The organism is Streptomyces sp. NPDC047017 (genome assembly GCF_040644175.1).
Lineage (GTDB): Bacteria > Actinomycetota > Actinomycetes > Streptomycetales > Streptomycetaceae > Streptomyces.
In genome coordinates this window covers 248,686-265,655 of sequence record NZ_JBEYVW010000010.1, presented here as the reverse complement: position 1 = coordinate 265,655, position 16,970 = coordinate 248,686, and the positions used below count along the sequence as shown (strand labels likewise).

The 16,970-nt window shown below is 71.0% G+C and carries 14 protein-coding genes and 3 pseudogenes; 8 read left to right on the top strand and 9 right to left on the bottom strand.

Annotated elements, in window-relative coordinates; genetic code table 11:
• Positions 1-58: 58 nt before the first annotated feature.
• The 3 genes and pseudogenes from ABZ858_RS19365 (at position 59) to ABZ858_RS19355 (ending at position 2,873) form a co-directional block, all read left to right on the top strand.
• Positions 59-1,315 carry an MFS transporter gene (locus ABZ858_RS19365; RefSeq protein WP_361379472.1) on the top strand — a complete coding sequence of 419 codons (1,257 nt, stop codon included), beginning with the start codon at positions 59-61 and terminating at the stop codon, positions 1,313-1,315.
• 216 nt (positions 1,316-1,531) lie between these two features.
• The gene (locus ABZ858_RS19360; RefSeq protein ID WP_361379470.1) at positions 1,532-2,005 is read left to right on the top strand and encodes a carboxymuconolactone decarboxylase family protein; all 474 of its coding nucleotides are present in this window, start codon (positions 1,532-1,534) and stop codon (positions 2,003-2,005) included.
• 59 nt (positions 2,006-2,064) lie between these two features.
• A pseudogene (locus tag ABZ858_RS19355) lies at positions 2,065-2,873 on the top strand (alpha/beta hydrolase).
• Here the strand turns inward: ABZ858_RS19355 and ABZ858_RS19350 are convergent.
• From ABZ858_RS19350 to ABZ858_RS19335, 4 genes and pseudogenes are all read right to left on the bottom strand, one after another.
• On the bottom strand, positions 2,853-3,524 hold the full coding sequence (locus tag ABZ858_RS19350) for a formylglycine-generating enzyme family protein (protein WP_361379467.1): 672 nt from the start codon (positions 3,522-3,524) through the stop codon (positions 2,853-2,855). The pseudogene ABZ858_RS19355 and the gene ABZ858_RS19350 overlap by 21 nt on opposite strands.
• An 85-nt stretch (positions 3,525-3,609) precedes the next feature.
• Positions 3,610-6,759, bottom strand: a complete 3,150-nt coding sequence (locus ABZ858_RS19345) for a DUF3427 domain-containing protein (protein ID WP_361379464.1) — start codon at positions 6,757-6,759, stop codon at positions 3,610-3,612.
• A gap of 78 nt (positions 6,760-6,837) precedes the next feature.
• Positions 6,838-7,307, bottom strand: a pseudogene (locus ABZ858_RS19340) (NUDIX domain-containing protein).
• A gap of 17 nt (positions 7,308-7,324) precedes the next feature.
• Positions 7,325-7,549, bottom strand: a pseudogene (locus tag ABZ858_RS19335) (XRE family transcriptional regulator); the annotation flags it as partial.
• Here ABZ858_RS19335 and ABZ858_RS19330 point away from each other — a divergent pair.
• The gene (locus tag ABZ858_RS19330; protein WP_361379461.1) at positions 7,500-8,267 is read left to right on the top strand and encodes a DUF6415 family natural product biosynthesis protein; all 768 of its coding nucleotides are present in this window, start codon (positions 7,500-7,502) and stop codon (positions 8,265-8,267) included. The pseudogene ABZ858_RS19335 and the gene ABZ858_RS19330 overlap by 50 nt on opposite strands.
• A 139-nt stretch (positions 8,268-8,406) precedes the next feature.
• Here the strand turns inward: ABZ858_RS19330 and ABZ858_RS19325 are convergent, their stop codons facing one another.
• Positions 8,407-9,495: an SEC-C domain-containing protein gene (locus tag ABZ858_RS19325; protein ID WP_361379458.1), complete on the bottom strand. Its 1,089-nt coding sequence runs from the start codon at positions 9,493-9,495 to the stop codon at positions 8,407-8,409.
• 88 nt (positions 9,496-9,583) lie between these two features.
• Positions 9,584-11,056, bottom strand: coding sequence for an MFS transporter (locus ABZ858_RS19320; RefSeq protein WP_361379455.1), 1,473 nt, complete (start codon positions 11,054-11,056; stop codon positions 9,584-9,586).
• Between the two features lie 200 nt (positions 11,057-11,256).
• Between ABZ858_RS19320 and ABZ858_RS19315 the strand changes: the two genes are divergently transcribed.
• From ABZ858_RS19315 to ABZ858_RS19300, 4 genes are all read left to right on the top strand, one after another.
• Positions 11,257-11,808 carry a helix-turn-helix domain-containing protein gene (locus tag ABZ858_RS19315; protein WP_361379452.1) on the top strand — a complete coding sequence of 184 codons (552 nt, stop codon included), beginning with the start codon at positions 11,257-11,259 and terminating at the stop codon, positions 11,806-11,808.
• A 148-nt stretch (positions 11,809-11,956) separates the two neighbouring features.
• Positions 11,957-12,271, top strand: a complete 315-nt coding sequence (locus ABZ858_RS19310; protein ID WP_361379449.1) for a DUF6412 domain-containing protein — start codon at positions 11,957-11,959, stop codon at positions 12,269-12,271.
• Between the two features lie 116 nt (positions 12,272-12,387).
• Positions 12,388-13,158: a membrane protein insertase YidC gene (yidC, locus tag ABZ858_RS19305; RefSeq protein WP_361379446.1), complete on the top strand. Its 771-nt coding sequence runs from the start codon at positions 12,388-12,390 to the stop codon at positions 13,156-13,158.
• Between the two features lie 169 nt (positions 13,159-13,327).
• Complete coding sequence (locus ABZ858_RS19300) at positions 13,328-14,185, top strand: fumarylacetoacetate hydrolase family protein (protein WP_361379443.1); 858 nt, start codon at positions 13,328-13,330, stop codon at positions 14,183-14,185.
• A 148-nt stretch (positions 14,186-14,333) separates the two neighbouring features.
• On the opposite strand, the gene ABZ858_RS19295 is transcribed toward ABZ858_RS19300, so the two are convergent.
• The 3 genes from ABZ858_RS19295 to ABZ858_RS19285 form a co-directional block, all read right to left on the bottom strand.
• On the bottom strand, positions 14,334-15,212 hold the full coding sequence (locus ABZ858_RS19295; protein WP_361379440.1) for an LLM class F420-dependent oxidoreductase: 879 nt from the start codon (positions 15,210-15,212) through the stop codon (positions 14,334-14,336).
• 167 nt (positions 15,213-15,379) lie between these two features.
• Entirely contained in the window at positions 15,380-15,874 is a 495-nt protein-coding gene (locus ABZ858_RS19290) for a heme-degrading domain-containing protein (RefSeq protein WP_361379437.1), read from the bottom strand.
• Positions 15,871-16,941 carry a Gfo/Idh/MocA family oxidoreductase gene (locus ABZ858_RS19285; RefSeq protein WP_361379434.1) on the bottom strand — a complete coding sequence of 357 codons (1,071 nt, stop codon included), beginning with the start codon at positions 16,939-16,941 and terminating at the stop codon, positions 15,871-15,873. Before ABZ858_RS19285 ends, ABZ858_RS19290 begins: the two co-directional genes overlap by 4 nt.
• Positions 16,942-16,970: the final 29 nt, after the last annotated feature.

Sequence of the window (16,970 nt, the reverse complement as noted above, 5' to 3'; positions counted from 1 at the left end):
GAACTCTACCGCGACCATGCAAGTTCCCATAAGAGACTCACTGGAGGTCAGGTATCGCATGAGCGAGACATCGACGGTCCCGGAGCACGATCGCCGCAGCACCCACCACGCGACCTCGCCTCCGGCCGTCTTCTGGCGCTACTGGGCCGCCGCCACCGTCAGCAACACGGGCACCGCCGTCACCGCCCTCGCTCTCCCCCTGGTCGCCCTCACAGTCCTCGACGCCACCGCGCTCCAGGCCACCCTGCTCGCCGCCGCCGGACAGATCTCCTGGCTGCTGCTCAGCCTCCCGGCCGGAGTGATCGCCCAGCGCGTCCCGCTCCGCCGCCTCCAGGTCACCCTCGATCTCGTACGGTTCGCCGCCGTCGGATCCCTCCCGCTCGCCTGGTGGCTTGACCGGCTCAGCTACCCGCACCTGTTGCTCGCCGCTCTGGTCACCGGCGCCGCGACCGTACTCTTCGACATCGGCAACTCGACCTTTCTGCCCGCCATCGTTCCGGACCGGCAGCTCGCCGCCCGCAACAGCCTGATGTCCGGCACGGAGGCCGTCACCGAGACCGGAGGGCCTTCCGGGGGCGGCATCCTCGTGCACGCTGCGGGCCCGGTCGGCGCGCTCCTCGTGGACGCGGCCAGCTACCTGCTCTCCGCCGTGCTGCTGCGTACGCTCCCCGAGCGCCGTCCCGCCGCCCGCACGGGCGACGGCGCCCTCCGGCTGATCCGCGAGGGCTGGACGTATGTGACGCGGCACCCAGTGATGCTGCCCTGCATGCTCTGGGCCACCGCCACCAACTTCGTCTGCGCCGCCCTGGTCGCCCTCACACCCCTCTATCTGGTCCGTGAGGCCGGATTGACGCCGGTACAACTTGGCCTGGTGCTCGCCCTGGACGGAATCGGCGCGCTCGCCGGATCCGCCGTGGCGGTCCGAGTGACCCGGCGGTTCGGCACCGCCCGGGGGCTCGTCGGGGCCGCGCTGGCCGGTGGCGCCGCCGCCCTGCTGGCCCCGCTGGCCACATCCGCAGCCGACGCCTACTGGTTTGCCCTGGGCAACGCCGGCTTTGCCTTCGGCGTCGTCATCGGGTCGATCACCACCCGCACCCACCGCCAGACCGAGTCCCCTCCTGAGCTCCTCTCCCGCGTCATGGCCACCGTCCGCTTCGTCTCCTGGGGTGCTCAGCCGCTCGGCGCCCTCACGGCCGGCCTGCTCGCCACGTACGCGGGGACGCACGCGGCCCTGTGGACGGTGTGCGCGGCCGCGCTCCTGCCGCCGCTGTACCTGCTCGCGGTCCCGGTGGGCCGCCGCCGGGATCTCGCCTGACACGGACACCCTGGCCGGGAGGGAGTCCGCCCCCTCCCGGCGCCGGCACAGCGACACCAAGGGCCATGACTCACGAAGGATGAGACGCAGGTCACACGACAGCGTCCCCGAGTCTCGTCACACAGCGCGCGTCCGCTCCGTCGTACCGGTACGACCACGAAACGACACCGCCGAGCGCCGACGACATCGACGCGACGGCCTACCGAGGAGCCCACGATGGAACCCCGCCTGAACCTTTTCGCCAACCCCGTCGCCGCCAAGTTCCTGCGGCACATCAACTCCGCGGGCAAGGTCGTCTCGGACTCGGGCCTGCCGGCCGCCACCCAGGAACTGGTGAAGATCCGCGCCAGCCAGATCAACGGCTGCGGCTTCTGCACCGACATGCACACCAAGGACGCCGCCCACGCGGGCGAGACCTCCGTGCGCCTGAACCTGATCGCGGCCTGGCGGGAGGCGAAGGTCTTCACCGACGCCGAGCGCGCCGCCCTGGAACTGACCGAGGAGGGCACCCGCCTGGCCGACGCCGCGGGCGGGGTCAGCGAGGAGGTCTACGCGAACGCCGCCAAGCACTACGACGAGGAGCAACTGGCCGCGCTGATCGGCCTGATCGCCGTGATCAACGCGTACAACCGCCTCGACGTCATCGCCCAGACGCCGGCGGGCGACTACGAGCCGGGTATGTTCGGCTGACCGACGCGGCGGTTCGACCGGCGAGGGGTCGCGGCGGTTCGACCGGCGAGGGGTGAGGGATGGGGCGGCGGCCGGAGAAGAGCACGGCCCCGGGACGCTCCGCTTCCCGCACCCGCCCGGACGGCACCCGCCTCGCCTACGACGACCGGCGCGGGCCGTTCCTGTTGCTGCACGGCATGGCGGGCCACCGCGGCGAGTGGGACGACCTGGCCGCACGCCTCGCCGCCGACGGGTACCGCGTGGTGACGTACGACGCCCGGGCCACGGCGACAGCACGCGCCGCCCGCGGGACGTGACCCGCGCGGCGTGCGTGGCGGACGCGGCGGCCCTGATCCGGGAACTGGACCTGGCCCCCGCCACCGTGATCGGCCAGTCCTTCGGCGGCCACACGGCCCTGCTCCCGGCCGCCGCCCACCCCGATCTGGTGGCCTCCCTGCTCTCTGTCGAGGCAGGCCCGGCCGCGGCCGCGCCGGACCCCCGTCGCGATCGAGGCATGGATGCGCTCGTGACCGACCCCGTTCCCCACCACCGAGTCGGCGGCCCGCTTCTTCGGTCACGAGGCGTGGGCGCGGAGCCTGGAACGGCGACCGGATGGCTGGTGGCGTCGATCCGCGAACTGACGAAACGCGGCCACTGGCAGGAGTGGACGCGAATACGCTGCCCGGCCCTGGTGGTCAGGGGCGAGAACGGCACGATGCGAACGACGGAGTTCGAGGAGACGCACACCCGCCGCCCCAACGCCACCCGCCGGCTGACGGTCCCCGGCGCGGGCCACGACGTCCACTTGGACCAGCCGGGGCGCGTGTACGAGGCGGTGGCGTCCTTCCGTGACACCGCCCCGGAACAATCACACGGACTCGGTACGTGAGCCGAGCTGAGCCACGGCACCCCGCGCCACGCGGAACCCGACATCATCGATCCGGAAGGTCGGGTGGCTGCGACGCCGCACGGAGGCCCGGCAACTCCAGTGCTCGTCGGCCCACCCGCCCCCGCGCAGCACCCGGTAACTGCCGTACACCTGCGGGTCGTAGAGGTCCCAGCACCACTCCCACACATTGCCCAGCATGTCGTACAGCCCCCAGCCGTTGGGCCGCTTGCCGCCCACCGCGTGCACCCGCTCACCGGAGTTGCCCCGGTACCAGGCGATCTCGTCGAGCCCGTCGTACCGCGGCCCGTCCGTCCCCGCACGGCACGCGTACTCCCACTCGGCCTCGCTCGGCAGCCGGTACCCGTCGGCCCGGCCGTCCCACTCGACCGTCCCGTCCCCCACCCGGTAGACGGCCGCAAGCCCCTCCCGCCGCGACAAGGCGTTGCAGAACCGCACCGCGTCCCACCAGGACACCCCCTCGACCGGCAGCGACTCCCCCTCACCCGCACCGGGCCACTCCCCGGTGACCGCCCCGTACACCCCCTGCGTCACCGGCACCACCGACAACCGGAACGCCCCCACCTCGACCGGCCACCGACGCCCCGTCCGCCGATCCGACAACGTCACGTCCCCACCGGAAAGCCCGACCATCTCCACTCGCGTTCCCCCACTCACGATGAGCCAGCCTTCCCCGCCTCCCGACCCACCGCCCGCCACTTGGGGCCGTGGTTCAGGTTCAGCTTGCGTTGATAGCCGCGTACGTCCACACATCGGCCGGGAGCTCGTGCTGTAGATCCCACTTGATGGCCATGGGCTTGCTGCCGGTGTGATCGACGTAGGTGGCCGGGCCGAGCAGCATCCATGGTTGGGACTTGCCTATATCGGTGTTCTTGTAGCGGCGCAGGAACAGCAGTACATGGCTGCCGCGCTGCTTGTGCTCCTGGTAGCGCATGCCGGTAGGCGAGGTGGCGGCTGTTGCGTTCTGGGACTCCCAGTGGAAGAGCGTCGGGCTCAGGGCGTAGTCCTTGTACCGGACGGTGGGTGAGAAGTCCTTCTCGTTCTTCTCCGAAGTGATGAACAGAGCGTCCGTCTGGCATTCCTCGGCCCACTGCACTCCTTGTGACCAAGACCGCGGCATTTGGCCGCCGAAGCGCGCCACACCGAGCGCCGCCAAAATCTCGGAGCGGTTGTACGCGCTGTGCACCTTCAGCGGGACGTGGCTCAGCTGGCCGGTCAGGGAGATCGGGAAGTGGTCCGCCTGCTCTATGACGTACGACAGTACTTGCCTGAGCTCGTCCCGGAAGGCATGTTGCTCCCGCAGCGAGGCAAGACCTTCCTGGAAGCTGGTGAATCCGCGCGCGTCATCCCAGAGGTTGAAGAACAGCATGCGGGCGTAGGACTGATCGGTCGCGCCCAGTTCCTCATAAGGCGGAGCGTCATCTTGGAGAAGCCGAAGGTAGGCATGGGCGCGCTCCGGGTCGTCTACGTGGAGGAAGGCGTGGACCCGCTTGAGCAGCGCGGTTTCTTCTGGTGATGCGGTGTTCTCGATCAGGCCGGCGCGGCGCAGAAGCATCGTCCAGGAGGACTTGTCGCTCTTGTAGAGCTCCTTGATCTCCCGGCAGCTCTCTCGGAGGTAGTCGGCCAGGCGGGGCGTGCTGTAGGCCCTCACCTCCTTCGCCAAGGTTGTCACCGTGGCGTTCACTTGCGTGCGGATGTTGTCGAGGATGAGGTCCTTGGACTTGCCTTCCAAAATGATCTGGCAGCCGGACGGCAGTTGGGGGAAGCCATGCTCAATGTGCTCGACCAGCCTGTTCCGCGACAGGTTGGTCATGGCTCGGAACTGCTCCTCGAAGCGGAACTCCGCCCGGTGCTGTCCGATGAAGTCGAGAACGGTGAGGACCGGCTTCGTTTCCGTGCGCCGCAGCCCGCGGCCCAACTGCTGGAGGAAGATCGTGGCGCTGCTGGTGGGGCGGAGAAGGAGCAGGGTGTCGACGTCCGGGACGTCGAGGCCCTCGTTGAAGAGGTCGACGGAGAAGACCACCTGGAGCTTGCCGTCCCGCAGGTCGCGTAGCGCTTGAGCGCGCACGTCAGCGGGCGAGTCGCTGTCCAGTGCCACGGCCCGCACATTGGCCTTGCGGAAGAAGTCGGCCATGAAGTGCGCATGAGCTTTGCTCACACAGAACCCCAGGGCTCGCATGGCGGTGGGGTTGGAGACCTTGTCCTCGACCTGTTTCACCACGATCCGCGCGCGGGCTTTGTTGCCGGTGTACAGGTTCTCCAGGTCCCGTTCGGCGTATGCACCCTGCTGCCAGCCCAGGTTCGTCAGGTTCGTGCCGTCGGGGATGCCGAAGTAGTGGAAGGGGCACAGCAAGTCGTTCTCCAGGGCCTCCCACAGCCGCATTTCGGCCGCGATCCTTCCTTCGAAGAACTCGTCCTGGACGTTGCGCCCGTCCATCCGCTCCGGAGTGGCGGTCAGGCCCAGCAGCTCCTTCGGTGAGAAGTGGTCGATCACCCTTCGGTACGTGCTGGCCGTGGCGTGGTGGAACTCATCGATGACGATGACGTCGAAGTGCTCGCGCGCCAGTTGCTCCAGCCGCCGGACGTTGAGCGACTGGACGCTCGCGAAGACGTGGTTCCACTCGCGTGGCTCCTGCCCGGCGTGCAGCAACTCCCCGAACGAGGCATCGTCCAGCACTTCCCGGTAGGTGCGCAGAGACTGGTTGAGGATTTCCTTGCGGTGCGCCACGAACAGCAGCCTCGGCCGTGCGCCATCCGCTGCCCTGCACAGATTGCGGTAGTCGAGGGCGGCCATCACCGTCTTGCCCGTACCGGTCGCTGCGACGAGCAGGTTTCGATGCCTTCCGCGGAGCTCCCGCTCGACCCTGAGCCGCTCCAGCATGTCCCGCTGGTGGGGGAAGGGGCGTACCTCAAGGCCGGAGAGGTTGATCTTCTGATCGGCGGTGGGCGTATTGCCGCTCGCCTGAGCGAGTGCTCCGTCAAGACGTGCACCGTCCCTATCGGGGTCGTACGTCTCGAAGGCGGTGTCGTTCCAGTACGCGTCGAAGGTCGCCTCGAACTTGGCCAGCACGGCGGGTGTGGCGATCGAAGACAGGCGTACGTTCCACTCCAGGCCGTCGAGCAACGCGGCGCGGGACAGGTTTGAGCTTCCGACATAGGCGGTGTCGAAACCGGTATTGCGCCGGAACAGCCATGCCTTCGCGTGCAGGCGCGTGGAGCGCGTCTCGTAATTGACCTTGACGGTGGCACCGAAGTCGCGAACCAGGCGGTCGAGCGCACGCCGGTCCGTAGCGCCCATGTAGGTGGTCGTAATGACCCGGATCTTGATGTTCCGCTCTTTGGCGGCGCGTAGAGCGTCCTCCAGGACTCTTATCCCGTACCACTTCACGAAGGCGCAGAGCAGGTCGATGCGGTCCGCGGTCGCGAGCTCTGCGCGCAATTCTGCGCCCAGGCTGAGGTCCTCGGGCGAGTTGGTCAGCAGTGACGTCTCGGACAGCGGGGTGAGCGGACGGATCGCGTAGGCACCCGGTGCTTCCTGTTCCGCAAGGGCGAGCAACTGCCGTGGTCCGTCGACCACCGTGCTGATGCTTTCGGCATTGCTCTGCCCCGAGGCGTCTGCGGCCAGGGACTCCAGAACTTTGTTGGCGAAAGGCACCCGCTCGGCTGCCGGGAGCTGGTTGAGCCTGCGGGAGACCACCTCGCTGATGTGCCGGGCCAGGATGTGGGGCGTGGACTCGGCGCTGACCTGCGTGTCGATGGCCTTCCAGCCCATGGCCTCCAACTGACCCAGCTCATCGTGCACACTCTGGGTGATCAGCTTCTCGTACACCCCGGCGATCGGCTGTCCCAGATCCCCCGTATCGGCCACCACAACCCCCTCGACCACACGTCAACGTGCATCTGTTGTAACAGGAGGCACTGACAGCGGCGGAACGCGGACCCCGTCTCACCCCAAGTACGGGTCGCTTCGGCGTTCAAGGAAGTGCTGCAACCGCAGCTGCTGCGTTGGGTGCATGGGCAGTGTCGCCAGCTCGTCTGGAGCGACGAACCGCAATTCCGTCGACTCGTCTGACATGGCCAGCCGGCCTCCGGTGATGCGTGCGGTGAAGCACATGTTGAACTGTCGGCGGACTTCACCATCCGAGTAAGCGATCACATGGCGTGGTCTGTGTAGGTGCCGACGAGACCGGTGATCTCCACATCAAAGCCGGTCTCCTCCTTCACCTCTCGCACGGCCGCCCCGGGCAGCGAATCGTCCATCTCCATCCCACCGCCGGGTAGCGCCCACAGGTTGTTGTCGCGGCGGCGCTGGAGCAAGATGCGGCCCTGTCCGTCGGTCACCACGGCGGAGGCGGCGACTACGAGGCTGTTGGGCCTGGGTGCACGGGGATCGTCGTAGTACTCGCTGCGTGCCACTGGTTATGCCTCCAGGCGTCGCCTATTGCGATGCGTACGGCGCAGCCCTTGGCGACTCGTTCTGTCAGCAGGGCGTTCAGCCGGGGGTATGCCTCGTGCAGGAAGACGGCAGCGTAGACCAAGGCGTCGATGCGCTGGGTGTACAGCGCTTCTAGATCCGGGCTGACTCCGCGAGCCCTTCGCGGTTGGCGGATGGTTGGTCGGTTCAGATTGACCCAGCGTTCCACGGACTTCGGGTTCACATCGGTTTATGCCGCGAGAGCCTCGCAAGTCCACCCTCCGGCCGCCATTGCGGCCCTCAGCCTCTCGTTCTGCATGCAGCCCCCGAGACAAAGACGTTCTAAGGGACGTTTTACCGCCTCCGGGACGTCCCGAGGTGCCCGCTGGGCGTGGTTCCTCCGTCTGAGGGAGGCGCGCAACCATGGCCGCCATACGCCAAGTCGATGCCCGGGCCCGCGTGTACCACGGGGGTGCGACAACGCTGTCGAGGAGCGCTGGCACCATGCAATCCACCGTCCCGGAGCCCGAGCATCCACTCCGGGCCAAGATGACGATCAAGGTCTACACCGTCAATCGCGCGGGTGCCGTGAGCGAACCACGTGCCACGGTGACCGTGCCGTACGAAGAAGAACTGGAGCTGTCACCGCTGGGGCTTGCTCCGCTCCCGCCGTGTCGTTGCCCTCGGTGCCAAGAGGGTGGGGTGGGGGTCCAGTGACCGTTTCCCGATCGGCGAACGACAATGCAGGCCAGCACGCGGTACGTGTGCAGTCCATGCGGCAGTGTGCACTCCGACTTCTGGATGGGGCCGCCCCTCTGCCCGGGCCCGCCGAAGTACAAGTACTCACTCTCCGCTTGCGCGGCTACCTCCAGCTCCTCATCCCCGAGGTGGATGACACGGGCAGCGTGCGGAACGAGCGGGCGCATGTCCACTGCTTGGCCAAGCGGCGCTTGGCGGTATAGCGATATAGGCGTATGTAGGGTCGCGGCGCCTGTGTTCGTGTGCGTGATGCGTATTTGTGCCTGGGTCCGGGCCCGTCGTACTACGGCGGACCCGGGCACAGCCGTTTGTGCGCGGTACGGCGCAGCGCCCCGCAAGCGGTCAGACAGTCGCCCCGTGGCACTCCCCGTAAGAAACCCCCGACCCGCACCAACACCCCGCCCCCCGCTCCGGCGGCCAAGTCATCGCTCGGCCCCGGGCTGCCAAGGTCGTCGCGTACTGGGGGAGGAGGGTGGCGTCGGAGGGGGTGGTGCCCTCGGAGGCGGCGAAGGCCTCGTAGGAGGGGACTGTGCCGGTGACGATGCCGAGGTTGGGGGTGCCGGAGGTGGAGAGTTCGCGTAGGGAGGACTCTATGGTCGCCAGGTGGGCCTCGTGGGAGGGGTACTCCGTGGTGAGGCCGGCGTAGGCGGTCAGGAGTTCCTGGAGTTCGGCCGCCGGCCAGTGCAGGACGGCGACCGGGAAGGGGCGGGAGAGGGCCTCGCGGTACGCGCCCAGTTCCGCGCGCAGGCGCACCAGTTCCGCCTGGAGTTCGGCCGGGTTCTCCGAGCCGAGGGACCAGACGCGCTTGGGGTCGTGGAGTTCGTCCAGGGAGACCGGCGAGGTGTGCAGGGTGTCGGCCAGGGCGTCCCACTCGTCGTGGGAGGCGCCCAGCATCCGGCGCACCCGGTGGCGGCCGTACAGGAGGGGATGCGTGGCGTACGGGGGTTCCGGGACGTCCGTCAGCAGCAGCGCCACCGCCTCCGTGAACGTCTTGTGCGCCTCCTCCAGCTCGTCGTGGGTCTCCAGGGACTCCGCGACGATCACCCAGGGGGCCGGGTCCCGCGGGGCGGTCGTGCGGATGCCCTCGATGATGGCCCTGGCCTCGGCCTCGTGGTCGTACTCCCAGAGGTTCGCGGCCTTCAGGGCGCGGACCAGGGAGGCGTTCTCCAAACCGTCGGGGGAGGAGAGCAGGCGGTCGTAGAGCGTGGTCGCCGCCGGGCGGTCGCCGGACAGCTCCAGGTGGGCGGCGGCCCGCAGCAGGAGGGCCTCGGCGTCCTCGGGGTAGAGGCCGGCGGTCCGCTCCAGGCGGGCCGCCTCGGCGGCGTGGTCGACGGATTCGGCGTTCTCGGCGTTCTCGGCGTGGTCGACGTTTTCGGCGTTCGCTGCGTTCGTGGTGTTCGCTGCGTTCTGGGCGGGCGTGTCGGGGCGCATGGGGGACACCGTACTGCCGGGCGCTGACAAAGGTCAGGTACCCGCGGGCCAGGGCCGGACGGGGGAACGGCCCGGCCCGGTGCCGGGCTCAGCGGCGGGGGCGGGCCGCCAGTACCGTCAGCGCGCCCAGGGCCGCCAGGGCCGCCGACACCAGGATCGCCACGTTCGCGCCCCGCGCCGGGGCGCCCGCCGAGGTGGTGAGGGCGATCGTCAGGGCGACGCCCGCGCAGGAGCCGATGTAGCGGAACGTCTGCTGAGCACCCGAGCCCATCGCCGCCCGCTCCGGCGGTACGGACTCCACCGCCGTCAGCGGCAGCGCCGCGTTCAGCAGGCCGCTGCCGAGGCCGCTCACCACCAGGCCGGGCAGCAGCCGCGGCCAGGAACCGGCGCCGACCGCGCCCAGCATGGTCAGGACGCCCGCCGCGTGCAAGGCGAAACCGAGGGCCAGTTGCCGGCGCGGGGCCAGCCGGCCGGACAGGTGCCGGGCCAGCAGGGCGACCGTGAAGCTCAGGCCCGACCAGAGCAGGAGCAGCCACGCCGTCGCCATCGGGGACAGCGCCAGCGTCCGTTGCAGCAGGGCCGGCAGGAAGCTGAACAGGCCGATCACCGCGAGGCCGGTGAACAGGCCGCCCGCCGCGGACGCCAGGAACGGGCGGTGGCGCAGCAGGGACAGATCGATCATGGGAGTGGCGCTGCGGCGCTCCACCGCGATGAAGACACCGGCCAGGACCACCGTCCCCGCGAGCAGCAGCCCCACCGAGGGCCGCAGCCAGCCGTCCCGGCCCAGCGTCAGCGCCGCCACCAGGGCGATCAGGGCCAGGCCGAAGGCCAGCGCGCCCGGGATGTCCGGGCGGCCGCCGCGCGGGGCGCGCGACTCCGCGAGCGTACGGGTGCCGAGCGCCGCCACCGCCAGCGCCGCCGCGCCCAGGACCGCGTACGCCACCCGCCAGGTCGGCAGGGCGCCGGCCACCAGCGGGCCGACCGCTATGCCGCCGCTGACGAAGGCGCCCCAGACGCCGGTCGCGTGCAGCCGGCCGCGCGGGGTCGGAAAGGCGTGCACCAGCAGGCCGAGGCTGCTGGCCAGCAGGGCCGCGCTCGCCGCGCCCTGGGCGATCCGGGCCAGCGTGAACTGCCAGGTGGACGTGGACAGCGCGCCCAGGGCCGTGGTCAGGCCGAGCGCCAGGGTGCCGGAGAGGAAGATCCGGCGGCGTCCGTAGTCGTCGGCCAGGCTGCCGGCGACCAGGAGCAGGGCCGCCAGGCCCAACGGGGTGCCGTTGAGCAGCCAGGCCTGGGCCGACAGGGACGTGTGCAGGGCGGCCGCGGTGCCGGGGAGCGTGACCATCGGCGCGGTGTACGTCATCAGGGCCACGGCCGTGGCCGCGCTGGTGACGGCCAGGGTGGCGGCGGGGCGCGGGGGAACGGTGATGTCCCGGCGCACTCGCCGCAGGCTTCGCCGCCGCGCGGGGGTGCGGACGGCCGAGAGCTGCGGCGCGGTGTCCTCCGCGGGGGCCGCACCGGCCTTCGTGGCGGTGGTGATCGAGGTGGGGTCTGGCCCGGTCATGGTGGCGTCGTCCTTCCTGTGGACGGGTGGGCCGCGGGGGTCGGGGTGGGGCGGTCGGGGGGGGCGAGGTGGTCGGGGCGGGCGGGCTGAGCTGATCCTGGATAGTTGGTTCGGTGAATGAACCTTGGCTTCCCCCGCACCGTAGCACCATCAGTTCGGTCATTGAACCAACCTGTCGGAAAGTGGCTACAGTGGACCGCATGGCACTGGGCAAGGACTACGCGACGCAGGAGTGCTCGATCGCCCGCGCGCTGGAGGTCGTCGGGGAGCGCTGGACGCTGCTCGTCGTCCGGGACGCGCTCTACGGCGTCCGGCGCTACAACGACTTCCTGGTCCACCTCGGCATCCCGCGCGCGGTCCTCGCCGCCCGGCTCCAGGCGCTGACCTCGGAGGGCATCCTCGACAAGCGGCGGTACCAGCAGTCGCCGCCGCGCGACGAGTACGTCCTCACCGAGCGCGGCACCGCCCTGTGGCCCGCCCTGCGCGCACTCGGGCTGTGGGGGCGCGAGCACTACACCGGGCGGCAGCTGCGCTACTTCCGGCACGCGGTGTGCGGCACCGAACTCGGGCCGTACGGCGAATGCCCCGCCTGCGGAACCGTCGTACCGGTCCCGGACGTCCTCATGACACCGGGACCCGGACTCGATCCGGACCCGCGGGACCCGGTCAGCCGGGCGCTGCTCACGCCGAGGCGGCTGCTGCGGCCCCTGGAGACCGATCTCGCACAGGAGTCCGGTTCCGTACCGGACTGATCCTCTGGAACCCTGTATAACCCTGTATAACGGGGACACCGGGCGACGACGCCCGACAGAGCGCACGGCAGGACGCGCGACAGAACGCACGGCAGGACGCGCGACAGAACGCACGGCAGGACGCGCGCGACCGAGGGGAGGGGCGGCAGTGATCCAGCAGCGGATCGGCACGCGGCTCGCTCCCCTGCGACTGCCCCTGTTCCTCCTGCTCCTGCTGGCCCTTCAGCTCGCGCTGCTCGACACGGGCAGCCTCTCCGCGACCGTCGCCGCCGGCGCGGCGCTCGTCGCCTGCGCGCTGCTCGCCTCCCGGTGCGCGCCCGCCGTCGCGCCCACGCGGGTGCGTACCGCCATCCGCGACCGGGACCGGCGTACGGCCTTCCTGCCGCAGCGCGATCCCGACGCCGCGGGCCGGCGACGGCCGCGAGCGCCCGGACGGGCCCCCGCGGCGACCGTCGCCGCGTAGGGCACGCACGCACCCGCACCACTCCGGTTCTTCTGCCTCTTCTGCGTGACCCTGCGCGGGTCGTCATGCCGCCACGTTCCGTTTCCGGCACGACGAGACCCCCGGAGGGCTCACCCATGGCTGTTTTCTCCTCTGCTCTCTCCTCTGCTCTCTCCTCTGTTTTCTCCCTTTTCGCGCGGCTGGTCGAGCAGGTGGCCGACCTGCTCCAGCCGCTCTGCCACGCCTCCGCGGCCGCCGCCGCGATCGTCCTGGTCACCGCGCTCGTACGGCTGCTCGTCCACCCGCTCTCCCGGGCCGCGGCGCGCGGGCAGAAGGCGCAGGCGGCGCTGCGGCCCCGGGTCGCGGAGCTGCGGAGGAAGTACCGCAAGGACCCCGCGCGGCTGAAGAAGGCGCTGGTCGCGCTGCACGCCGAGGAGAAGGTGTCGCCGCTGTCGGGCTGCCTGCCCAGCCTGCTCCAGATGCCCGCCTTCTTCCTGCTCTACCACCTCTTCTCCAGCGCGACGATCGGCGGGGACGCCAACGGGCTGCTGACCCACCGGCTGTTCGCCGCGCCGCTCGGCGGGCGGTGGAGCGACGCCCTGGCGGGCGGCGGGGCCTTCGGGGCGGCCGGACTGGTGTACGTCGGGCTGTTCGCGGTGGTGGCCGCCGTCGCCACCTTCAACTTCCTGCGCACCCGGCGGGCCATGGCCGAGGGCGAGACGGGCGGCGGGAGCGGCGGGAGCGGCGAGGTGATGATCCCCGGGCTCGGGGCGGCGGCCGGCAAGGTCATGCCGTTCATGTCGTTCGCCACGCTCGTCACCGTGGCGGTGGTGCCGCTGGCCGCCGCGCTGTACGTGGTGACCAGCACCGCGTGGACCGCCGTCGAACGGGCGCTGCTCGCCCGGTGACCTGCCCCGACCGGCCTTGCCGGCGACGTTGCTACGGTCCAGTACGTGAACGGGGTCTTGCGGAGTGGACCACGACCTTGGACGATCGAACAGTCCTCCGACGGCTGTGTCTGCCGCACCCAGGTCGGTCGCTCGGCGGGGCTGCCCGCGATCGAGGGAGATACGGAACATGAAGCTGCTGCGAGTCGGTACGGCCGGGGCTGAGCGGCCCGCGCTGCTGGACGGCGAGGGCACCCTGCGCGACCTGTCGGGCATCGTCGCGGACATCGACGGCGCCCTGCTCGCCGACGACACGGCGCTCGGCCGGGTACGGGCCGCCGCCGAGGCCGGGGAACTGCCGGTGCTCGATCCCGCCGGGCTGCGGATCGGGCCGCCGCTGGCCCGGATCGGCAAGGTCGTGTGCATCGGGCTGAACTACCACGACCACGCCCGCGAGACGGGCGCCGAGCCGCCCGCCGAGCCGGTGGTCTTCTTCAAGGCGGCGGACACGGTGGTCGGCCCGAACGACACCGTGCTCGTGCCGCGCCGCTCCGCCAAGACCGACTGGGAGGTGGAGCTGGCGGTCGTCATCGGCCGCACCGCCCGCTACCTGGAGACGGACGAGGAGGCGCTCGCGCACGTCGCCGGGTACGCGGTGGCGCACGACGTGTCCGAGCGGGAGTTCCAGATCGAGCGGGGCGGCACCTGGGACAAGGGGAAGAACTGCGAGACGTTCAACCCGCTCGGGCCGTGGCTGGTGACGGCCGACGAGGTGCCCGACCCGCAGGACCTCGCCCTGAAGCTGTGGGTCAACGGGGAGCTGCGGCAGGACGGGACGACCGCCGAGCAGATCTTCCCGGTGGCGGAGGTCGTGCGCTACGTCAGCCAGTTCATGACGCTGTACCCAGGGGACGTCATCAACACCGGTACGCCGGCGGGGGTGGCCATGGGGCAGCCCGAGCCGAAGCCGTATCTGCGGTCCGGGGACGTGGTGGAGCTGGAGATCGGGGGGCTGGGGCGGCAGCGGCAGGAACTCAAGAACGCGTAGCGCTCCGCTGGGTGGGGCGGGGACTCGGTCGGGTTCGCGTCACGCGTTTCGGGTGCGGGTGGGTGGGGGCTGGTCGCGCAGTTCCCCGCGCCCCTTCTTCGCTCAGCCGAGTTGACCAGGCCCCGCCCCCCTTCCCCTTTTTTCTTGCTCAGCCGAGTAGGGCGGCGAGCCTGCGCCATTCCGGCCTGGGGAGGGTGTCGTGGTTCTTCGTGTCGGTGATGATCTGGAGGGCCAGGTGGTCGGCGCCCGCCGACTGGAACTCCTCGATGCGGGCGCGCACGCGGTTCTCGTCGCCCCAGGCGTACACCGCGTCGATCAGGCGGTCGCTGCCGCCGTCGCGCAGGTCGTCCTCCGTGAAGCCCAGGCGGAGGAAGTTGTTGGTGTAGTTGGGGAGCTGGAGGTAGCTCGCGAGGTAGTCGCGGGCGGTGGCGCGGGCCCTGGCGGGGTCGTCGTCCAGGACGACCTTCAGCTCGGGCGCCAGCAGCGGGCCCGCGCCGAGGATCTCGCGGGCCTTGGCGGTGTGCTCGGTCGTGACCAGATACGGGACCGCGCCCGCCGCCCGGTCCCGGGACAGTTCGAGCGTCCGGGGACCGAGCGCGGCCAGCACCCGGCGGCCGGCCGGCACCTTCGCGGCGTCCAGCCCGTCGAGGTAGGAGACCAGCGCCGAGTACGGGCGGCGGTACTGCTCCGCGAGCTTGGCGTGGCTCACGCCCAGACCGAGGACGAACCGGCCGGGGTGGGCCGCCTCCAGCTCGGCGAACCCGGCCGCGCTCGCGTCGGCCTCGTGCTGCCAGATGCTCTGGATGCTGGTGCCGACGGCGAGCCGCGAGGTCGCCGCCAGGAGCGGGGCGGCGTTGTACGGGGCGCTGCTGCCGCCGAGCCACGCCGTGCCGTACCCGAGTTCCTCCAGCTCGGCGGCGGCCTCGGCGATCTCACCGTGCCGGGCCGGGTCCTCCGAGCGGAGGCCGGTGCTCCAGACGCCGTACCGTCCGACCGTCTGCTTCAGTGGGGCTGCCGTGTCGCTCATCGATTCCGGTCCCTCCGGGCGGGTGCCTCGGTCACGCGCCGTCACGCGTGATCGTCCTGCGTACAGCCAACCCCAACAGAGAGGCTCACCCCGGCCATTCCCCGGCGCGTCGACGTGTCCCGCCGCGTCGCCGCGTCCCGGTACGCCGACGTGTTCCGGTACGTGAACTACCGGTTCAGGAACGCCTCCAGCGCCTCCACCACCAGCCGGTGGTCCGCCACCTGGGGCAGGCCCGAGACCGTGACCGCGCCGATCACCCCGGCGCCCTCGACGGTGAGCGGGAAGGAACCGCCGTGGGCCGCGTACGTGTCCGGGTCCAGCCGCGAGGAGTCCTCGAAGGTCGTGCCCTTGGCGCGGAAGCGGGCGCCGACCAGATAGGAGGCCGAGCCGTAACGCTCCACCACCCGGCGTTTACGGGCGATCCAGGCGTCGTTGTCGGGGGTGGAGCCGGGCAGGGCCGCGTGGAAGAGCTGCTGGCCGGCGCGGTGGATGTCGACGGCGACCGGCGCCCGCCGCTCCCGTGCCAGCCCCACCAGGAGCGAACCCAGCGCCCAGGCGTCCTCGTGGGTGAACCGGTCGAGGACCAGGCGGCGTTCCTGCGCCTCCAGTTCCTCGACGGTGGGGACGGTCTCCCCGGCGGTGGGGACGGAGTCCGTGGTCACAGGCGCACCGCCACTCCGTCGCGGGCCGAGCGGTGGGCCGCCTCCAGGACGTCCAGGGCGGCGGCCGCCTCCGAGGCGGTCACCGGGTTCGGGGCGCCCTCGCGCAGGGCGGCGGCCACGGCGGCGTAGTACGCCGGGTAGTCGCCGGGCAGGGTGGGTACGGGACTGCCGCCGCCGGTCACCGGGGACTCGCCCGCGCCGATACGCCCCCACAGGGACTCGTCCTCCCTGCCCCAGCCGGCCGGGCCCGGCCGCTCGCCCGCCCGCAGCGCGGCCTCCTGCGGGTCCAGGCCGTGCTTGACGTAACCGGCCCGCGAGCCCAGCACCCGGAAGCGCGGGCCGAGTTGGGCCGCCGTGGAGGAGACGTACAGGTGCGAGCGGACGCCGCCCGCGTGGGTGAGCGCGAGGAACGTGTCGTCGTCGGCCTCGGCGCCCGCGCGGCGCACCACCGACTCGGCGTACACCTCGGTGACCGGGCCGAACAGCACGAGGGCCTGGTCGACGACATGGCTCCCGAGGTCGTAGAGCAGACCTCCGATCTCTGCCGGGTCGCCGGACTCGCGCCAGCCGCCCTTGGGCTGGGGCCGCCAGCGCTCGAAGCGGGACTCGAACCGCCATACGTCGCCCAGCTCGCCCCGGGCGATCAGCTCGCGCAGGGTCAGGAAGTCGTTGTCCCAGCGGCGGTTCTGGAAGACGGACAGCAGCAGGCCGCGCTCCTCGGCGAGGGCCGCGAGGGTGCGCGCCTCGGCCGCCGTGCCCGCGACCGGCTTGTCCACGACCACCGGCAGGCCCGCCTCCAGCGCCGCCGTGGCGAGCGGGACGTGCGTCTTGTTCGGGGAGGCGAGGACGACGAGGTCGAGTGCGGCGGCGCGGGCGAACAGCTCGTCGGGGCCGGCGGCCAGGCGGACGTCCGGGAACTCGGTCCGGGCCTGCGCCTGCCGTTCCTCGTTCGAGGTGGCGACCGTGTCGAGGACCAGGCCCTCGGTGGCGGCGATCAGCGGGGCGTGGAAGACGGAACCGGCGAGGCCGTAACCGACGAGGCCCACGCGGAGGGGGGTGCTAGTCATGCTCCCACTTTCGCAACGCTGTTGCCTAA